The sequence below is a fragment of the Kitasatospora sp. NPDC001119 genome, assembly GCF_053598475.1.
The window spans coordinates 1-16,880 of sequence record NZ_JBSFKI010000011.1 but is presented as its reverse complement, the minus strand read 5'-3'; the positions used below and the strand labels follow the sequence as shown (position 1 = coordinate 16,880).

Annotated in this window: 12 protein-coding genes and 1 CRISPR repeat array; all 12 genes read right to left on the bottom strand. The window is 72.6% G+C overall.

Annotated elements, in window-relative coordinates:
• Positions 1-485: 485 nt before the first annotated feature.
• Positions 486-677, bottom strand: a complete 192-nt coding sequence (locus tag ACWDD9_RS15710) for a hypothetical protein (RefSeq protein ID WP_387823840.1) — start codon at positions 675-677, stop codon at positions 486-488.
• Between the two features lie 458 nt (positions 678-1,135).
• Positions 1,136-2,314 (bottom strand): helix-turn-helix domain-containing protein, encoded by a 1,179-nt coding sequence (locus ACWDD9_RS15705; protein WP_449811821.1) that lies wholly within the window; start codon positions 2,312-2,314, stop codon positions 1,136-1,138.
• Between the two features lie 98 nt (positions 2,315-2,412).
• Complete coding sequence (locus ACWDD9_RS15700; RefSeq protein WP_449811820.1) at positions 2,413-3,039, bottom strand: HAD family hydrolase; 627 nt, start codon at positions 3,037-3,039, stop codon at positions 2,413-2,415.
• A 9-nt stretch (positions 3,040-3,048) separates the two neighbouring features.
• Complete coding sequence (locus tag ACWDD9_RS15695; RefSeq protein ID WP_387823831.1) at positions 3,049-3,198, bottom strand: hypothetical protein; 150 nt, start codon at positions 3,196-3,198, stop codon at positions 3,049-3,051.
• A 474-nt stretch (positions 3,199-3,672) separates the two neighbouring features.
• Positions 3,673-3,951, bottom strand: coding sequence for a type I-E CRISPR-associated endoribonuclease Cas2e (gene cas2e, locus ACWDD9_RS15690; protein WP_117486717.1), 279 nt, complete (start codon positions 3,949-3,951; stop codon positions 3,673-3,675).
• Positions 3,948-4,970, bottom strand: coding sequence for a type I-E CRISPR-associated endonuclease Cas1e (gene cas1e / locus ACWDD9_RS15685; RefSeq protein ID WP_449811819.1), 1,023 nt, complete (start codon positions 4,968-4,970; stop codon positions 3,948-3,950). Before cas1e ends, cas2e begins: the two co-directional genes overlap by 4 nt.
• 3 nt (positions 4,971-4,973) lie before the next feature.
• Positions 4,974-5,747, bottom strand: coding sequence for a type I-E CRISPR-associated protein Cas6/Cse3/CasE (gene cas6e / locus ACWDD9_RS15680; protein WP_449811818.1), 774 nt, complete (start codon positions 5,745-5,747; stop codon positions 4,974-4,976).
• Between the two features lie 4 nt (positions 5,748-5,751).
• Positions 5,752-6,606 carry a type I-E CRISPR-associated protein Cas5/CasD gene (gene cas5e, locus ACWDD9_RS15675; RefSeq protein WP_449811817.1) on the bottom strand — a complete coding sequence of 285 codons (855 nt, stop codon included), beginning with the start codon at positions 6,604-6,606 and terminating at the stop codon, positions 5,752-5,754.
• Positions 6,606-7,748 (bottom strand): type I-E CRISPR-associated protein Cas7/Cse4/CasC, encoded by a 1,143-nt coding sequence (cas7e, locus tag ACWDD9_RS15670; protein ID WP_074006009.1) that lies wholly within the window; start codon positions 7,746-7,748, stop codon positions 6,606-6,608. The genes cas5e and cas7e overlap by 1 nt, the downstream gene beginning before the upstream one ends.
• A gap of 137 nt (positions 7,749-7,885) precedes the next feature.
• Positions 7,886-8,488, bottom strand: coding sequence for a type I-E CRISPR-associated protein Cse2/CasB (gene casB, locus ACWDD9_RS15665; RefSeq protein WP_449811816.1), 603 nt, complete (start codon positions 8,486-8,488; stop codon positions 7,886-7,888).
• The gene (casA, locus tag ACWDD9_RS15660) at positions 8,478-10,208 is read right to left on the bottom strand and encodes a type I-E CRISPR-associated protein Cse1/CasA (protein WP_449811815.1); all 1,731 of its coding nucleotides are present in this window, start codon (positions 10,206-10,208) and stop codon (positions 8,478-8,480) included. Before casA ends, casB begins: the two co-directional genes overlap by 11 nt.
• A gap of 232 nt (positions 10,209-10,440) precedes the next feature.
• Entirely contained in the window at positions 10,441-13,341 is a 2,901-nt protein-coding gene (gene cas3, locus ACWDD9_RS15655) for a CRISPR-associated helicase Cas3' (protein WP_449811814.1), read from the bottom strand.
• Positions 13,342-13,514: 173 nt separating this feature from the next.
• A CRISPR array of direct repeats spans positions 13,515-16,658; the repeat unit is 28 nt; unit sequence GTCGGCCCCGCGCTCGCGGGGGTTCCTC.
• Positions 16,659-16,880: the final 222 nt, after the last annotated feature.

Below are 16,880 nucleotides of genomic sequence, written 5' to 3'. Positions count from 1 at the left end.
GGCAGTGACGGCAGACCTCCTGTACGCACCCGTGACGGTGCCGGGTGTGAGGGAGCCTTCCGCGCGTACTGGCGTCTCGTAGAGGAAGTCATCCCCTCACACGGGAGGCCGACATCGTGGCACCCCTCGACACCGTCGTGGGTACGGTCCCACCACTCGGATCAGGGGAGGCGTCCGGCTGGCAGTGGGCCACCTCGGAGGTGTACGCCGTGATATCCCTCAGGACCGGGCCCCTGACCCATGTCCAGCAGCCAGTGCACAACCCCCACTCATCCTGTGCCCCGCCAGGCATCCCACCGACGGCGCTCACTCGTTGTCCTCGTTGATCACCATGGCTGCGGCAACCGCTCGGAGCCAGAGCTCCTGACCGGCGTGGACGGGAACGTTGCCCCCCAAGTCCAGGGTCCGCCGCCCGTCCCTCCGTACGGCCCGGGCCTGGTCGAGTTCTGCGGTGATCCAGGCAGAGGACGCATCCGCGTCGCCGGTCACCACTTCGCCTCCGTGTCTCGCTTCAGGCACCCGACGTGGTCGGCGATCCAGTCGTAGAGGCTCGCGCCGAGTTGCCCGTCGTAGGTACCGAGGCCGTACCGGCCGCAGGTGCGGCAGTGACCGCACACCCGTTCGCCAGGGTCGGCCGGGGCTTGGGTGTCGACCTGGCTCTGTGTCTGCTCCGTCACTGGTCCTCCATCATGCGCTCCCGCGCGTCCGCGGCGGCGGGGCACGGCCACGGCACGTCGCAGCGGGGGCAGCCGCCGGCGACGGACCGGTGCTCGTCTCGCCGCATCCGGGCCCAGGTCGCGTCCGCGTCGCTCGGGGGCGCCGCGCGGGGCGGACGACGAGCGGCTGCGGGCTGAACGGTGGGCAGGTGGAAGGTCACTGCTCCTCCATGCAGCTCAGGTGCGCAACTACGGCCCAGCCGAGCGGAGCCGAGGTAGCACTGGTCGGGGTGTAGACGTGACCGGCCGCGATCAGCGGCGGCTCAGGGGAGCCGCACCGTACGCACGCCTCGCCATGGAGACGTGCAGGGCTGATCGTGGCCGGGTCCACAGCGATCTCGTTCGGTGTCCCTGTCACACGGACCACGATCCCCGGCCACTGCCCCCAGAAGTGCCACAACCTGTGGCACCCCGGCTCCCTACACGGCCCGCGCCCACCGGGCCAGCGCCATCACCCGGGCATCGCGTCCGCGAGTCAGCCGGACCATCGTCGCCAGCTCGGTCCGTACCTGCCCATGCTCTCGGACGTGCTGCGGCGCAATCTGCCGGGCCACCAGGAGGCTGTCGGCAGCGTGCCGCGGTCGGCCCAGCTGTACCTGGGCCCTTCCGAGGTCGATGTAGTAGTGAGAGCGGCGCTCGGCAGGCAGGTCCCACGGCGGCGCCCACCGTGTCGCGGCATCCACTGCCTCCCGCAGATCACCCGGCTCACCCAACTCCACCGCCACCGCCAGGCGGTGGATCTCCAGGCTGTCCGGGCCCACGGCGGTGCCGTCGTACAGCTGCTCCCTCACCCGGGAGGCCAGCGCCTCGGCATCCCTCAGGTGCTCCCGGGCATCGTCGGGCCGCCGCATGCGGCCGGCCACCACCGCGGCCCGCATGTGCAGGGCCGCTGCGGCAGCCATGAGCGGCTCCGTACTGAGCGGTGGCACCCGATCGATAGCGGCCCTGAGCGACCGCAGGCCGGGGTCGAGCTGGTTGGCAGAAAAGAAGGTTTCCATGCGAACGTAGGCAGCTGCGGCTTCAAGGGCGGGATCAGCGGCCAGCGCGGCAGCCCACCGCATCAGTTCGACCAGCCTGGCCGACAGATCACGGTACCCGTACTTGTAAGCCACCGCGTCCGCTGACCGAATGGCCAACGCGAGGCAACGGGCGGCCTGGACGCGGTCGGCAGCGGGTGCCTGATCGACCGCACGGAACAGCTCCGCCAGCAGGCCCGGCACGTCCTCAGCGAGCCGGGCGTACTGCGACTGCACCCGGTCCTCGACCGCTCGGTCGACGGCCGCCGCCAGCTCCGGAAGGGGGCGGACCGAGCCGTCCTCTGGCAGGTCGTACGCGGCGATCGCGCGCTGCAGTGCAGGGACGGCCGCGTGCACTCTGCTGTCGGTACGGCCGGGGCCGTCCAGGAGCTCCTCCGGGGTGCGGCCGAGTACGTGGGCCAGTGCCTCCAGGATGCCGTCGCCTGGCCACCGTTCGGCGCGCTCGACCTTGCGGATGGTGCTGTACGAGACGCCGGACAGCGCTTCCAGTTGACGACGCGTCAATTTCGCTGCGTGCCGCGCTGTTTCGATCCGTAGGCCCAGGGTGGTGGTTTCGGGCACAGAGTGGCTCCGTTCCGTGGTCGCACTCGGAACGGTACCGGCACCCCTCCGGCGCCGGACCGGATCGCCTCGGCGGGCACGCCGCCGAGGCGGTTCTGCTACTGGCCGATCAGCGCGTCGGCCAGCTCGGTCAGCGAGTTGACCGTCCAGTCTGCGGCAGGCGCACTGGTCGTGAGCCCGATCGGACCGCGGCGAAGGTGCGCGGTCCGAAGGCCGGCCGCCCGGGCCGGGGTGATGTCGTTCGCCGGGTGGTCACCGACGTACACGATCCCGTCAGGCTCACCGGGCGCCCACTCGATCACCCGCTCGAAGAACTCCGGCGAGGGCTTGGAAACGCCCCACTCGGCAGAGGTGGCGATGGCATCCGCCGGCAGGTCAAGGCCGCGCAGCAGATCCGACACCACCGAGTTCTGGTTACCCGCGATGCCCACCCACAGCCCAGCCTCGCGCAGTCGGGCCAGCGCCGGACGGACGTCCGCGTACAGGTCGGACTCGTCGAGGTAGTCCCCCTGCCCGGCCGCCTGCCGGTCCCGCCACTCGGCGGCCACATCCACGCCCGGCCTGATGATCCGGATCGCGTCGGCGTTATCGCGGCCCTCGGCCAGCACGGAACCGACCAGCGCGGACATCGTGTGAGTGGGGACGCCGAGCCACCGGGCCCAATCACCCCAGTACCTGGTGTCGCTGGTCAAGGTCTCACCGATGTCGAACACCACGGAACGCATATCCGCAGCCTACCGACCCGTCCTCGCCGTCGGCGTGCAGTGCGGCTCGATCGCGCCGGGGATCCACACTCGCGTCGAGGCGGGCAGGTCGTGCGCCACGATCGCCATGCGGTCGAGGTGCATGGCGAGGGCTGGTGACAGCTCGGCCATAGTGCCCATAACTATGATAAACCGCTTCCTCTCGGCCCTCCCGAAGGAGGGCCGAGAGGAAGCGCGGTGCGGAGCCATCCCCGCACGTGCGGGGACGACCCCTACCTGCGGCGGCCGGTGAAGTCGCAGAAGGAGCCATCCCCGCACGTGCGGGGACGACTTGGGCAGGGTGATCGTCAGGTTAAACCCAAGGGAGCCATCCCCGCACGTGCAGGGCCGACCCACACGGGTAGTCACGTCGTCCACCCGCGAGGGAGCCATCCCCGCGCGTGCGGGGCCGACGGTCAGCTCGGACAGGTCGCGCACCTTGAGGTGGAGCTATCCCCGCGCGTGCGGGGCCGACGCGTAGACGGGGAAGGGCTGGACGGTCTGGGTGGAGCTATCCCCGCGCGTGCGGGGCCGACGCCCTCGGCGGTGTCGGCCTGCTGCTGGCCCTGGAGCTATCCCCGCGCGTGCGGGGCCGATGCTTCGTGACCTGCGGGTCTATCGGCGGGAGCGGGCCGAGAGGATCAGTCCGTCGAAGTCGACGGGCTTCCAGCGGTCCTTGCCTGCGGTGCGGACGGTCCAGCCTTGTTCGTTGGTGGCGGGCTCTACGAGGACGGCTTGGCCGTCGCCGATGCGGGTGGCGAGGAGGTCCCAGAGGCGGTCGCGGATGCGGCGGCTGGGGGTGCCGACGAAGACGCCGGCGCTGACTTCGACCATCCAGCGGGTGAGGTGGCCGCGGAGGCCTTCAGGGGCGGCGATGAGGAGGATGACGGTCATGGGCTGCTCGTGTCCTGGGTGAACTCCGGGCCGATGATGGCCAGGTGGTCGTCGCCCATGCCCGGGTCGGAGGCGGCGGGGACCGGCGGGCCTTCGGTGCCGGACCAGTTGACGCCGCCTTGGACGGTACCGACGCGTTCGTCCCAGAGTTCGTTGACCTCGACGTCGGGCATCTCGGTGCCCTCCGGGCTGAGGAGGGTCTTGACGTCGTTCACGATGCGGCCCAGCAGCTTGTCCTGGGCGATGCGGTCGCGCAGTCCGAGGCGGGCGTCGCGTTCCTCGGTGTGGCCCTGCTGGGCGAGGTCGAAGGCGAGGGGGATCGTGTACTCGGCCTTGTAGAGGTCGGCGATGTCGAGGACGAACGAGGTGGCCAGGCCGGTGTGGACGAAGCCGAGCCCGGGGCTGGCGCCCAGGCCGGTGATGACCGCGTGGCAGATCCCGTAGAGCGCGGCGTTGGCCGCCGACAGGAGGCGGTTGAGGTCGTCGCCCGCGGCGTGCGCGTCGCCGGCCTTGTAGACCCGTCCGTTCCAGGGGACGCCGGTTCGGCGGGCTTCGGCCTGGTAGAGCTTGCGGATGCGGGCGCCCTCGCGGCCGCGCAGTTGCTGCATGGTGGCGGTGCTGACGTCCTCGCCGGGGAACCGCATGCGGTACATGGTCCGTGCGACGGCCAGGCGTTCCTTCGGCCGACTCACCAGCCAGGCCTGCCGGTTGAGGAGGGCCGCGCCGCGGCTGGGGCCGAGGCCGGCGGCGTACATGCGCACGCCCTGCTCGCCGACCCAGCACACGGTGGTGCCGGAGTCGGCGAGGAGGTTGACGGCGCCGTGGGTGATGCGGGTGCCCGGGCCGAGGAGCATGACGGCGACCATCGCCGCCGGGACGCGGACGGTCTCGCGCTTGTTGATGACGACGACGGCGTTCTCGTCGCGGTCGATGTGGCTGCGCTCGACATAGACGCTGGAGACCCGGTCGGCGAGGCGGTGCAGGTCGTGGGGGTGGGCTTTCCACCAGATGTCGGCCATCGGTCAGCGGGCTCCGGCGGGCAGCGGCGCGAGGGTGAGCAGGCCGCAGCCGTAGGCCTTGGACGGGCCGATGCCGCCGAGGAGCGCCGTCTGCAGGAGGCCGGGGTCGCTGATGCGCAGGCGGCCTTCGAAGGTGGCGGTGGTGAGGGTGACCGCGGTGCGGGTGCCGGGTTTGGTGAAGCTGCAGCGGCTGCGGTCGGTGATCCGCACCTCACGGGCGGGCCGCGCGTCGGCGGGGGCGTCGGAGTCCGACGGTTCGAGGCCCGGTGCCGGGTGGTCGGTGCGGGCCTCGGGGACGGTGAAGCCCCAGCGCTCGGTGCGGTCCAGGAACCAGGCGAGCTGCTGGGCGGCGGTGCGGTGGGCCAAGCGGTAGGAGCGGTGGTGGAGTTCGGCGGCGCTCTTGGTGTGGTGAGCGCTGGGCTTCTCGGGCTTGGAGGTGTTCTGGACGGGGCTGGCCTTGAGGCGGAAGGCGAACTCGCGGCCGACGGCGAGTTGGCCGAGCAGCGGGCTGTAGTCGCGGATCGCGTAGTGCTCGCCGTCGGCGTCCGGCCATCCCGCTTGTTCGACGATGTGGGTCCAGTCCGGCTTGGAGGGGGTGAGGACCAGCAGCATCGGGCGGCGCGGGTGGTCGGCGTCCAGGCGCCACAGGATCCGGTCGCCGGGCTCGGTGTCGGGGATGCCGGCCGTCACGGCGCCGTGCAGGGCGCGGGGGTTGGCGAGCAGGGTGCGGCTGGCGGCGCGCAGCGGGTTGATGCGGACGCGGGAGAGGTAGGTCATCGGGTCACCAGCCCAGCAGGGCGAACGGGTCGTGGCCGGCGGAGGCGGCGGACGGTTGCGCGGTCGTGGAGGACGGGGCGAGGCCGGTGGGGACGGTGAGCCAGGCGTGGCGGATCCGTCGGGTGGAGAAGCCGCGTTCGCGGGGGTCGAAGGAGCGCGGGACGTCCTGGAGGGTGTCGTCGCCCGACGGGTCGTCGAAGGTCGCGGCCAGGTCGATCCGGTGCGGCGAGAACGGTTCCGCGGCTCGCTCGGCCCGCCGCCGGTAGGCGCTCTTGGCCGCGTCGCCCGCCTGCCAGGGCTCGTCGGCGAGGACGTCCTCCAGGGTGCCGTCGCGCACGGCGCCGAGGGTGATCGGCTGGGTGGGCACGCAGGAGCGCCGGCCGAGAGCGAGTGGGAAGGCGGGGCGGCGGATCGCCTCGGCGAGCGTCTCGACGAGGGCGGCCGGGCCCTGGACGGCGGCGACGAACACCGCGTCCTGGAGGTAGTAGCGGTGGGTGACGTGGGTGTCCTTGGCCGGGGAGGTCGGCTTCTGCAGGCCCTTGGCGTTCACCCCGGCCTGCGGCAGCGCCCGTCCCCGGTAGTCGCTGACGGTGTGGTAGTCGCGCAGCAGGGTGCCGGGCTGGTCGATGCGCACGCCCAGGCGCAGGCCGACCAGGTCGGTGATGTCCGCTTCGCGCGGGCGGCCCGCGGCGGCCGCGAGCAGGCCGACGACGCCGGACTTGGTCGGCTGGGGCCGGCTGTCGCGGCGGTTGAACGCGCTGCGGTCGCCCCAGGACTGGAGCGGCCCGGCCAGGCGCAGCACGAGGACCGCCTGCGCCTCGTCCTTCGGGACCGTCGTGGGGATGGGGTCGGCGGGCATCAGTTGTCGTTCACCCGCTCGATGAGCGCGGTGCGCAGGCCCTCGCGCAGCTCGGGGAAGGTGCGGTTCGCGCCGAAGGCCTCCGCCAACTGCTGCCCGGTCTCGTCGGCATCGGCGGTGCCGAGGGTGTGGCAGATGCCGACGTACAGCGGGGTGTCGCCCCACTGCTCGGTGGCGGTGGCGAACTCCCCCGCGAGGCGGCGCGCGGACTCCGCGACGATGCCCCGGCTCGCCGGGACCGGGTTCTCGTACGCGGAGACGAGGTTCACCGGCTGGTCGGCGCGCACGACGACGGCGACCAGGCTCGGGCGGGTGCGGTGGGCGAAGGAGTTGCCGTAACCGGTCGGCATGGAACGGGCGAAGGAGTCGACGAACAGGTCGACGGCGTCGACGGTGGCCTTGTCGTCGCCGAGGTTCTCCCGCAGCTGGTGCAGGCCGACGGTCGCATAGCGGTAGAGCGTGGCCGAGTTGAAGCCGATGGTGCCGATCATGCCGGCGCCCGTCTCGTCGGCCGCGTTCTCGTCGTCGACCGCCGTGTAGTAGTCGAACTCGAGCTCGGCGGCGTGGGTCGAGATCGCGTGCGCGACCTGCGTCGCGGCGTCCACGTTCAGCCCCGGGATGTCGGCGACCATGCGGCCGAAGAGCGCGACGTCGGCCGGGTGGCCCGTCTGCAGCTGCTCCTTGACCGGCAGGGCCTTGACGGCCTCGTCGAGGGCCTTGGCGTCGAGGGCGGCGAGGTCGGCGGCCGTGTCGGCGACCAGGGCGGCGATGGCGTCCAGCTGGCGGCGCCCGTAGAAGAGCAGGTAGGCGGTGTCGCCCTCCTTCTTGCCCGCGGAGATCCCGGTCGACTTGATCAACGCGTCGGCGATCCGCTGCGCGTCCTCGGCGGCGAGGCCGGTGCGCTCGGCGATGGCCTTGGCGAGCTGGGCGGCGATCCGCTTGGTGCGGGTGGCGAGGTCCTGCCGGTCGCGGCTCTCGGCGAAGTGGATGCGGGTCGCGCGCTTCCAGGCCTGGGAGGAGACACGGGAGCGGCGCTTGCCGCCGAAGTAGGCCTCCTTCGGGTTGCCGTTGTCGTCCCGGTTGAGGTTCGCCGGCGGGACGGTCTGCAGGATGTGCACGTCGATGTAGAGGCGGTCGGTCATGCGCTGCTCCTCGAAGGGTGGTGGTCCGGGCGTAGGTCGGCGGGCGATTGGGCGGCGGGTGATTAGGCGGCGGGTGACCGGTCAGCGGGTGATCGGTCAGCGTGCGATTGAGCGGCGTGCGATCGGCCGGCGGGCGATCAGTCGGCGGGCGCCCTGTCCTTCCAAGCCTGGTAGCCGACGGCCCACTTGAGGCGGACCTGCGGGCGCCGGTCGGTGTGGTGCCAGGCCTGGATGTCGGCCATCAGGTGGTCGTAGTCCAGCGGCTGTCCGACGGTGCGCAGCTGGGTGACCAGGCCGCGCAGGTGGACCAGCAGCGCGGAGACACTGGTGGCGCCGGCGAGTTGGGCGACGCGGGTGTCGAGCGCCTCCTCGCTGAACTTGCCGCTGCGGCGCAGCGCCCGCAGGGCCTCGCCGAGCTTGACGCCGCGGCGGTGCATCGGCCTGGACTGGCTCTGCTGGTGCAGGCCGTAGAGGGCGAGGGCGGCGTGCTCGGCCTTCTGCTCGTCGGAGACCTCGTCGCGCAGGGCGAGGGTGTCGTTGACCTCGCAGCTGTAGAGCGGCCACATCTTGGGGCTGTCCATGACGGGGCGGCCCAGGCCGGAGCGCATGGCCGCGAGGTCCTCGCCGGGGGGCCGGCGCGGCTGCTTGGTGCGGGGGTCGAGTCGCCAGGTGTGGTCGGGGGCGGTGTGCTCGTCCCAGTACCGGCGCTGCTTGGCGGTGGTGGTGTGCTCAGTCGTCAAGGTCCGCTCCAGGGGCGGGATCGGGTTCGAGGGCGCGTCCGGTCCCGGCGGCGCGGGCGGCGGCCGCTTCCCGGACGGCGTCGGCGTACCGGGGAAGGATCTCGTCGAGCCGGTGCCGGAAGTTGGCGCCGGCGGTGCCGAGCTTGTAGGTCTGCGACTTGCCCGACGTGCCCGACGTGCCTGCCGGGGTGATGGTGCGGCCCGTGAAGGTGGTGGCCGGGGCAGCCAGCAGGAGTTCGTTCGCCGCGTCCCGTGCGCGGTGGTGGGCGACTTCCTCCCAGGCGAGCCTGCCCCGCTCCAGGACCTCGTCGTCGGCTCCGGCGTCGCGGACGCCGGCGAGCAGGCGGCGCACCAGGGGGTCGAGGGTGTGCAGGAGGAGGTCGCCGGGGCGCTGGCCCTTGTCCCAGGGGATGGGGTCGGCGCCGGCGGCCCGGCGCAGGTCGGCGGAGAGGTTGTTGACGGCCTTCGCGAGCTGCTCCGCCTGCTCGGCCACGTCCAGGAGGAGCTGGTGGGCCTCGCTGTCCTGGTGGAGGGCGAGCAGGGGCAGGGGGATGGCGTCGTGGATGACGTCCTCGACGATGGCGGACTGGGTGCCGTAGACCATGCCGAAGGTCTCGACCTGCAGCGGGTAGTCGGCGGGGAGCCGGCCGTCCTCCCGCAGGGCGCTGACCTCGTCGAGCAGGACGCTGGTCTCGAAGGCGCCGTCGGAGTTCTGGCGGGTGGGCGCGAGGAGGGCGTCCAGGCCGCGCCAGGCGGCCTTGCCCTGGGTGTGACGGCGCGGCCTGCGCTCGGGCAGGGCGGCGGCGGACTTCTTGGCGGGCGCGGTGAACGTCCAGGCGGTGTGCGGCTCTTGCTCGGACATCGGCGTGAGCCGGTCACCGGCACTGACGACCACCCGCGCAACCCTCGGCTGACCGGTCTCGTCCTGGTGCGGGATGAGGCGGATCCGCCGCGCCTGCCACGTCCACAGATCGAGGAGGCCCTCGGCTTTACGGGGCTTCCAGGCGGGTTCGTGCGGGCCGCGCATCCACTGCGGGACGCCGAGGACCTCGGGCGGGGTGATGGGGAGGTTCAGCAGGAGGGTCTCGTACAGGGTGCGCCCGATGGGGACGATGACGCCGAGCTGGCCGAGCGGGCCGGTCGGGTTGCCCGTGGTCTTGCCCGCCTTGACCTGGTCGTCACCGACGACGCCGGTCTTGATGGCGGCGGTGTCCCAGCAGTGGGCGTGCAGGAGCCAGTGGGCGGCCTGGGCCGGCGTCAGGTCGAGCGGGTCCGCGTCGCTGCGGTTGGCGAACAGCGGGACGTTGTTGCCGCTCGCCGCGGTCGCCACCAGGGCGGCGGAGCCCTTCGTCTCGTCCTTGGCGGTCCGCAGTCCGGCGACCTGCGCGAAGGGATCGACCGGGTCGAAGAGGTCGAACTTCGCATGGTGCTTGTCGAGGTAGATCCGGAGGCTGCCCAGCTCTGCCTTCGTGAACCCGCCCTTCCGGGTGAGCCGTTCGCCTTTCTCCGCGAAGTCCCGGGGTGTTCCGGTGGCGTGGGCGACGACGGGCAAGAGAACCTGGCGCAGGACGGCCGGCAGCTGGGTGGAGAACTCAACGACGAGGCACTCCAGTTCGTGGGCCCGGGCCAGGGCCTCGGCGATCCCCAGCTTCATGGGAGGCCCGCCGACGACGGGGCGCACCGCCAGCCATGGTTCGTCGACAAGGTTGTACCCAGGCACGCGCTGATCTCCCAACTGGCCCTGTTTAGCTTGTTGTTGCTTCATCGTGGCACTGGTGGAGGACCGTTGGGGTGCGAATGCTTGAATTGCCCATCGGCCTCGCGAACTTCGTACGCGGGGATGGCTCCTGGCCGTGTTTCCGGCCTCGTGCCGACCGTATGTCGGCCCCGCGCTCGCGGGGTTGGGGGCGTGTGGGCGGGGCGGCATTGCGTCCGCTGCGCCCACACGGCCCCTACCGCCATGGTCTGCCTCCGCTCACCACGAGGCCGAGCAGGTCGTCGTAGCGCAGCCGGAAGTCACCGAGGACCGCTTCGCCCTGTCTGTCGAGCTCCAGGGCCAGGCTGTGGCGCAGCCAGGGATGGTCCCGCCAGCCCGACAGCGGCCCGAGCGCCTGCTCGGCCGCTTCGGTCAGCCTGGCGGGAAGGCGTACCGTGCCGGAGAGCACGTCGTCCACCACCTCGGCCGCGACCTCGCCGTTCGGGCCGAGGCTGCGGCCCGTCACTGCACGGAAGTCGTCCTCCCCGAGGCGGCGCACCAGGACGACCTCCGCGCTACGGTCCCCGTCCCGGACGAGCGCCTCGAACTGGCCCTCGGTGAGCTTGCTTCGGGTTCCGTAGTGGAGGCCGGCCAGGGTCTGCGAGCCGTGCTCCCCGGCGCGGGTGAGCAGGTATTCGCCAGCTGCGTCGCGGCGCTCGTTCTGCCGTTTCTCCCATGCCTGCTGGGCATCGTCCTGCGCTTCGGTCCAGGAGGCGGGGACAAGGGCGTCAGTACCGTAGACCCGGGCAACCAGGTCCGGCACCCGGCCGGGGATGCTCCACACGCCTCCGCCGGCTGTCGCCGCCCGCTCGACCTCGGCGGCCGTGCGCAGCAGGAGGTAGCGGCCGTAGATCCCCTCGGAGGCCCGCAGGATGTACGGCGCCTTGTCGTCATCGAGGCCGATGCCGGTGACGACGACCGTGGGCCGGGACAGCGCGTGGGGGCGCTTGACGCCGTCGTGGCGATGGAGGCGGCCGATGCGCTGGAGGAGCAGGTCCATGGGCGCGAGGTCGGTGATCAGCAGGTCGGCGTCGACGTCGAAGGACTGCTCCGCGAGTTGGGTGGCGACGACGATCAGCCTGCCGGGGCGGTCGGATCCTTCTCTCGGCGGGCCGAGGAGTTCCAGCACCTCCTGGGTGCGGTCCGCCCGGTGGCCTGCGTGCAGACGGGCGTGCAGGAGCCGCACGTCGGCGCCGTACTCCTTGTGGAGGGCGTCGAACGTGGCCTGGGCGCGGGCCACGGTGTTGCGGATGATCAGCACGCATCCGCCGTCGGCGAGCCGCTCCCGCAGGTAGTCGGTCACGGCGGCATCCGCCGGCCCGGCGCCGTCGTCCGCGGCCCGGGCATCCGTCTCCGCCGGCTGCTCGTGGAGCACTTCGACCCGTACCTGGAGATCGTGGCGCCACGACTCGGTGCTCTCCACGAGAAACTCCGGCTGCCCGTCCCGCCCCGGCCAGACCGCCGTCACGCTCGGATAGCCCTGCGGCTCTGGAAGCTCCGGCGCCACCGGGGCCTCCGCGGACTGCGTGCCGGCCAGGTAGGCAGCGGCCAGATCACGCCGCTGCTCGGGCGGCAGAGTCGCCGAGAGCAGCACCACCGGCACGCCGGCCTGCCCGAGCCACCACAGGCCCTCCAGCAGGAACTGCGACATGTAGACGTCGGCGGCATGGACCTCGTCGAGGATCACGACCTTGCCCATCAGGCCGGCCGTACGCAGCATCACGTGCTTGGTGCGGGTCGCGGCGTACAGGAGCTGGTCGATGGTGCCGACCGCGAACGGGCTCAGCAGACCTCGGCGACGGCCCAGGAACCACTCGGCGGGGACCCTGCGCTCCCCATCGGGGCAGCCGTCGAAGCAGTCGGTCGACATCCCGAACTCGTCTTCCCCCACGGACGAGAAGTAGGAGTCGGCGTCCTGCCCCCACTCACCGGTGCCCTCCAGGAGGGCGCGCCACTGCTTGTTGACCATACGCTTGCCGTGCAGCAGCGCGACCTGGTCCTCCAGGCCGTCGCCGACCTCGCGCAGCCACGACCGGACCTGGGTGAACATCGGGTCCGCGGTCGCCTGGGTCGGCATGCCCAGGAACACTCCGTCCGCGCCGTGCCGCGCGGCCATCAGCTCGGCCGCCGCCAGCGCCGCCTTCGTCTTCCCCTCCCCCATCGGCGCCTCGACGATCACCAGGCCCGGCCCGCCCATCCGGCGCACCACGTCGAGGACCAACTCCTGCGAAGGCCTGGGCCCGTGGCCGAAACGGTCCTGGAACGCCTCCGGACCAGGTACCGGCAGCGCTCCCCACCCACCGCGCAGGCCGAGCCGCGCCCACGCTGCCGCAGCCCGCTGCCGCGCCTGCGGCATCGTCACCGCCGCCAGGTCCGGCACTCCCTGGAAGTGCCGCTCGTCGCTGGCGATCCAGTCCGCCATCACCACGAAGCCGGCCAGCTGGAGCTGCACCGCTCGGCTCGGCACCTCCAGAGGTTCGACGGCGGCAAGCGGCGCCCCGCCCTCGTAGCCGAGTTCCCGGGAGAAGACCTCCACCAGCGCCGACTGCGCGAGCTTCCAGGGCCGGCTGTTTCCCTGCAGCCTCTCGTTCCTCTTCGGCGGGCTCAGCTGCCCCAGGGTCGGGATCAGACCGTGGTGGCCGGCGACCAGCGGCCAGACCCAACCGACCTGCTCCTTCGACCACGTCGCTTCGGTGAGCAGCGCCCTCAACACGCGGGCACCGGCTTTGTCGTGCCGCCAGGACACCCCCTTCACCGCGTACTTGTCCCAAGTCAGGCCCGCCTGGCGGACCGCGGCCTCGCCAACGGGGTCGAGGCACTGGAACACCGGGGTGGCCTTGCCGCAGTCATGGATCCCGCACAGCCAGGCGAACAGCCGTCGCCCCTTGCCCGGCCCGCCCGCGACGGCGTCCAGACGCCGCTGCGTCACCGGCGGCAGGTATCGGTCCCAGACGATCTCCGCCACGGCAGCGGTGTCCAGCATGTGCGACAACAGCAGGTTGGCCGTCCCTCCGGCCCGCCCGGCAGACTTGCCCCACAGGGCACCCAACCAGCCCTCTACCTCAGGCGGGTACCACTGCCAGCGGTCATCGACCATCGCCTCGACCTCCATGTCCGAGTACGCTTCGGAGCCTAGGTCGGGGCACTGACAATCCACCCTGGATTCACGAAGAGACAACGATCGGCGCATGAGGTCTGCTATGGGAAGCCAACCGAATCGAACTGAATCAACCGGCGCCAGTTGACGCAGATCACCGCAGGTCAGGAAGTGTCGGCCCCGCGCTCGCGGGGGTTCCTCCTCGCTGCCGCAGGTCGGGCAGGCCTGGCGGGGGTCGGCCCCGCGCTCGCGGGGGTTCCTCTGAGCCCCCCTTCCGCTGGAGCGCAGATGACCAGTCGGCCCCGCGCTCGCGGGGGTTCCTCCCTGGTGCTCCCGGAGTCCGCGAACGACCACCAGTCGGCCCCGCGCTCGCGGGGGTTCCTCTGCCGACAATGTCTTCGAGTTCGTATACGAGAGGTCGGCCCCGCGCTCGCGGGGGTTCCTCCCATGGCCTGAGTCGGATGAGGGCCACCTTCGTGTCGGCCCCGCGCTCGCGGGGGTTCCTCCCATTGATCTCGTCCTTTCTGGGTGGCCGGGCGTCGGCCCCGCGCTCGCGGGGGTTCCTCCCGTGGCGTACGTGACGGCGATCGGACCCAGCGGTCGGCCCCGCGCTCGCGGGGGTTCCTCCCCCGTCCACGCCTGACCGACCGCCAGGAGCGCGTCGGCCCCGCGCTCGCGGGGGTTCCTCTCGCTCTGCGCCTACTTCTGCCTCCCGCCGTTCGGTCGGCCCCGCGCTCGCGGGGGTTCCTCCAACCAGCCGATCGTCGGCCCGTTCGACGCCTGGTCGGCCCCGCGCTCGCGGGGGTTCCTCCTCGTCCTCGGGTAGCCCCAGAGCCTGGGCCAGGTCGGCCCCGCGCTCGCGGGGGTTCCTCCTACGCTGGTAGGGAAGGTGGTTGGAGAGGGCGGTCGGCCCCGCGCTCGCGGGGGTTCCTCCCCGGCGTGGGTGCCCGCGAAGCACGCCCCGTTGTCGGCCCCGCGCTCGCGGGGGTTCCTCCCCCGACCCCGCGTGGCGAGAGGACACCGAACCGTCGGCCCCGCGCTCGCGGGGGTTCCTCCTGCGGTCGGTCACCCGGGCCACCGCCCGCATCGTCGGCCCCGCGCTCGCGGGGGTTCCTCCCCGGGTTGCACGCCATCGGGGTTCGGTGTTCAGTCGGCCCCGCGCTCGCGGGGGTTCCTCCTCCAGGTACGGGTCCGGATAGTCCCCCTCCTGGTCGGCCCCGCGCTCGCGGGGGTTCCTCCTCGCCACAGTGGGCACGGGCGTGGCGCGAGGCGTCGGCCCCGCGCTCGCGGGGGTTCCTCCCGATACCAGCCACTCACCCGACCCGCCGTCCTGTCGGCCCCGCGCTCGCGGGGGTTCCTCCGATCTCGCGGCCGAACAGCCGGCTGTCGCGTCGTCGGCCCCGCGCTCGCGGGGATTCCTCCATCAACATCGGCGGCACGGTGAACGGCGGCCAGTCGGCCCCGCGCTCGCGGGGGTTCCTCCGACTGGGACAGCACCCGCCCGTTCACCGAGAAGTCGGCCCCGCGCTCGCGGGGGTTCCTCGAGGCGGGGCTGCGGCTGCGGCTGCGGCACGGCGGGTTCGTCGGCCCCGCGCTCGCGGGGGTTCCTCCTGGAGCAGGCGTGGATCGCCCGCCAGGCCCTGGTCGGCCCCGCGCTCGCGGGGGTTCCTCCATCTCCCGCACGCCACGGACCGCCGCGTGCCAGTCGGCCCCGCGCTCGCGGGGGTTCCTCTCTCCCAGACCGCCCTGGCTGGCCTCGTGGGCCGTCGGCCCCGCGCTCGCGGGGGTTCCTCCTCGCCACAGTGGGCACGGGCGTGGCGCGAGGCGTCGGCCCCGCGCTCGCGGGGGTTCCTCTATCGGCGTCTCGGGCCCCCTGGTCACGGCTGGGTCGGCCCCGCGCTCGCGGGGGTTCCTCCCGGGTGATCCGCCGGTCCGAGCCGGCCAGGTTGTCGGCCCCGCGCTCGCGGGGGTTCCTCCGAGGCTCTCGACTCCGGCGGGGAGGGGTTCGGGTCGGCCCCGCGCTCGCGGGGGTTGCTCTGGGCCGCCCTGTACCGGGAGGTTGGCGGGCCCGTCGGCCCCGCGCTCGCGGGGTTGCTCCAGGTCCGTGGTGCTGTTGGTCTCGGTCATCTCGTCGGCCCCGCGCTCGCGGGGGTTGCTCTGAGCGAGGACACACCCGTTCCCCCCAAGGCCCGCGGCCCCGCGCTCGCGGGGGTTGCTCGATGAAGCCGCTGGCGCAAATCATTGACGAGGTGTCGGCCCCGCGCTCGCGGGGGTTGCTCCCCCGCCGGCGGCGGCGCGACCCTCAGCTATGGGTTGGCCCCGCGCTCGCGGGGGTTGCTCCGGCGATTGACCCCAGACAAGACCGAACCCGCCGTCGGCCCCGCGCTCGCGGGGGTTGCTCTGGCCGTCATCTCCGCCGAGGGCGGCATCTTCGGTCGGCCCCGCGCTCGCGGGGGTTGCTCTCCTTCTCCCCCTGGCGGGTCCGCTGTCTCAGGGTCGGCCCCGCGCTCGCGGGGGTTGCTCCACAGCGGGCCAGGCACGGGGATAGCAGCCCCGGGTCGGCCCCGCGCTCGCGGGGGTTGCTCCGTCCAGCCGTGCCGGACGCACACGATCGCCAGGTCGGCCCCGCGCTCGCGGGGGTTGCTCCGCCGCCATCGCGTGGGCGGTCCCCGCCGCCGCGTCGGCCCCGCGCTCGCGGGGGTTGCTCCCCGAACGAGGCCGCGCGCCTGACCCAGGAGCTGTCGGCCCCGCGCTCGCGGGGGTTGCTCTCCCCCCGATCGTGAGCGAGCGGGACCACCGCCGTCGGCCCCGCGCTCGCGGGGGTTGCTCCTACTCCGAGACCCGGATCGAGTTCGACGTCAAGTCGGCCCCGCGCTCGCGGGGGTTGCTCCGAGACAGTGCGGATCCAGCCTCTTGACCTGCCGTCGGCCCCGCGCTCGCGGGGGTTGCTCTGGTCAGTTCTTCTTCTGACGGGAGCTTCTCCCGTCGGCCCCGCGCTCGCGGGGGTTGCTCACCCTCGGTCCCGGCCCGCCGCAGCGGCGCCGGGTCGGCCCCGCGCTCGCGGGGGTTGCTCCCGAATGCAGTGTTTCGTGCACGGGGGTTTCACGTCGGCCCCGCGCTCGCGGGGGTTGCTCCCGGCAGGCCCTGGCCCTGTACCGCGAGTGCGCGTCGGCCCCGCGCTCGCGGGGGTTGCTCTCGGCCGATCTTGATGTGCCGGGCCAGGCGGCTGTCGGCCCCGCGCTCGCGGGGATTGCTCCTGGCCCGGGGCGATCTCCTCTTCGCGCATCGGGTCGGCCCCGTGCTCGCGGGGATTGCTCCGGGATCCGGTCCGCGACGTCGGTCATCGTCAAGTCGGCCCCGCGTTCGAGGGGTTGCTCCCCTGCATGGTAGGCCCGCGCAGAAGGGAGCCCCCCGGCGCGGGCGGTTTCTAGGGGTCGTTGCAAAACGTGGTTAGTTGATCAAGCCGCGATCAGTTTATGCAGGCGCTCGGCTGGGGTTTCCCAGCCGAGCGTTTTGCGTGGGCGGCCGTTGAGTTCGGC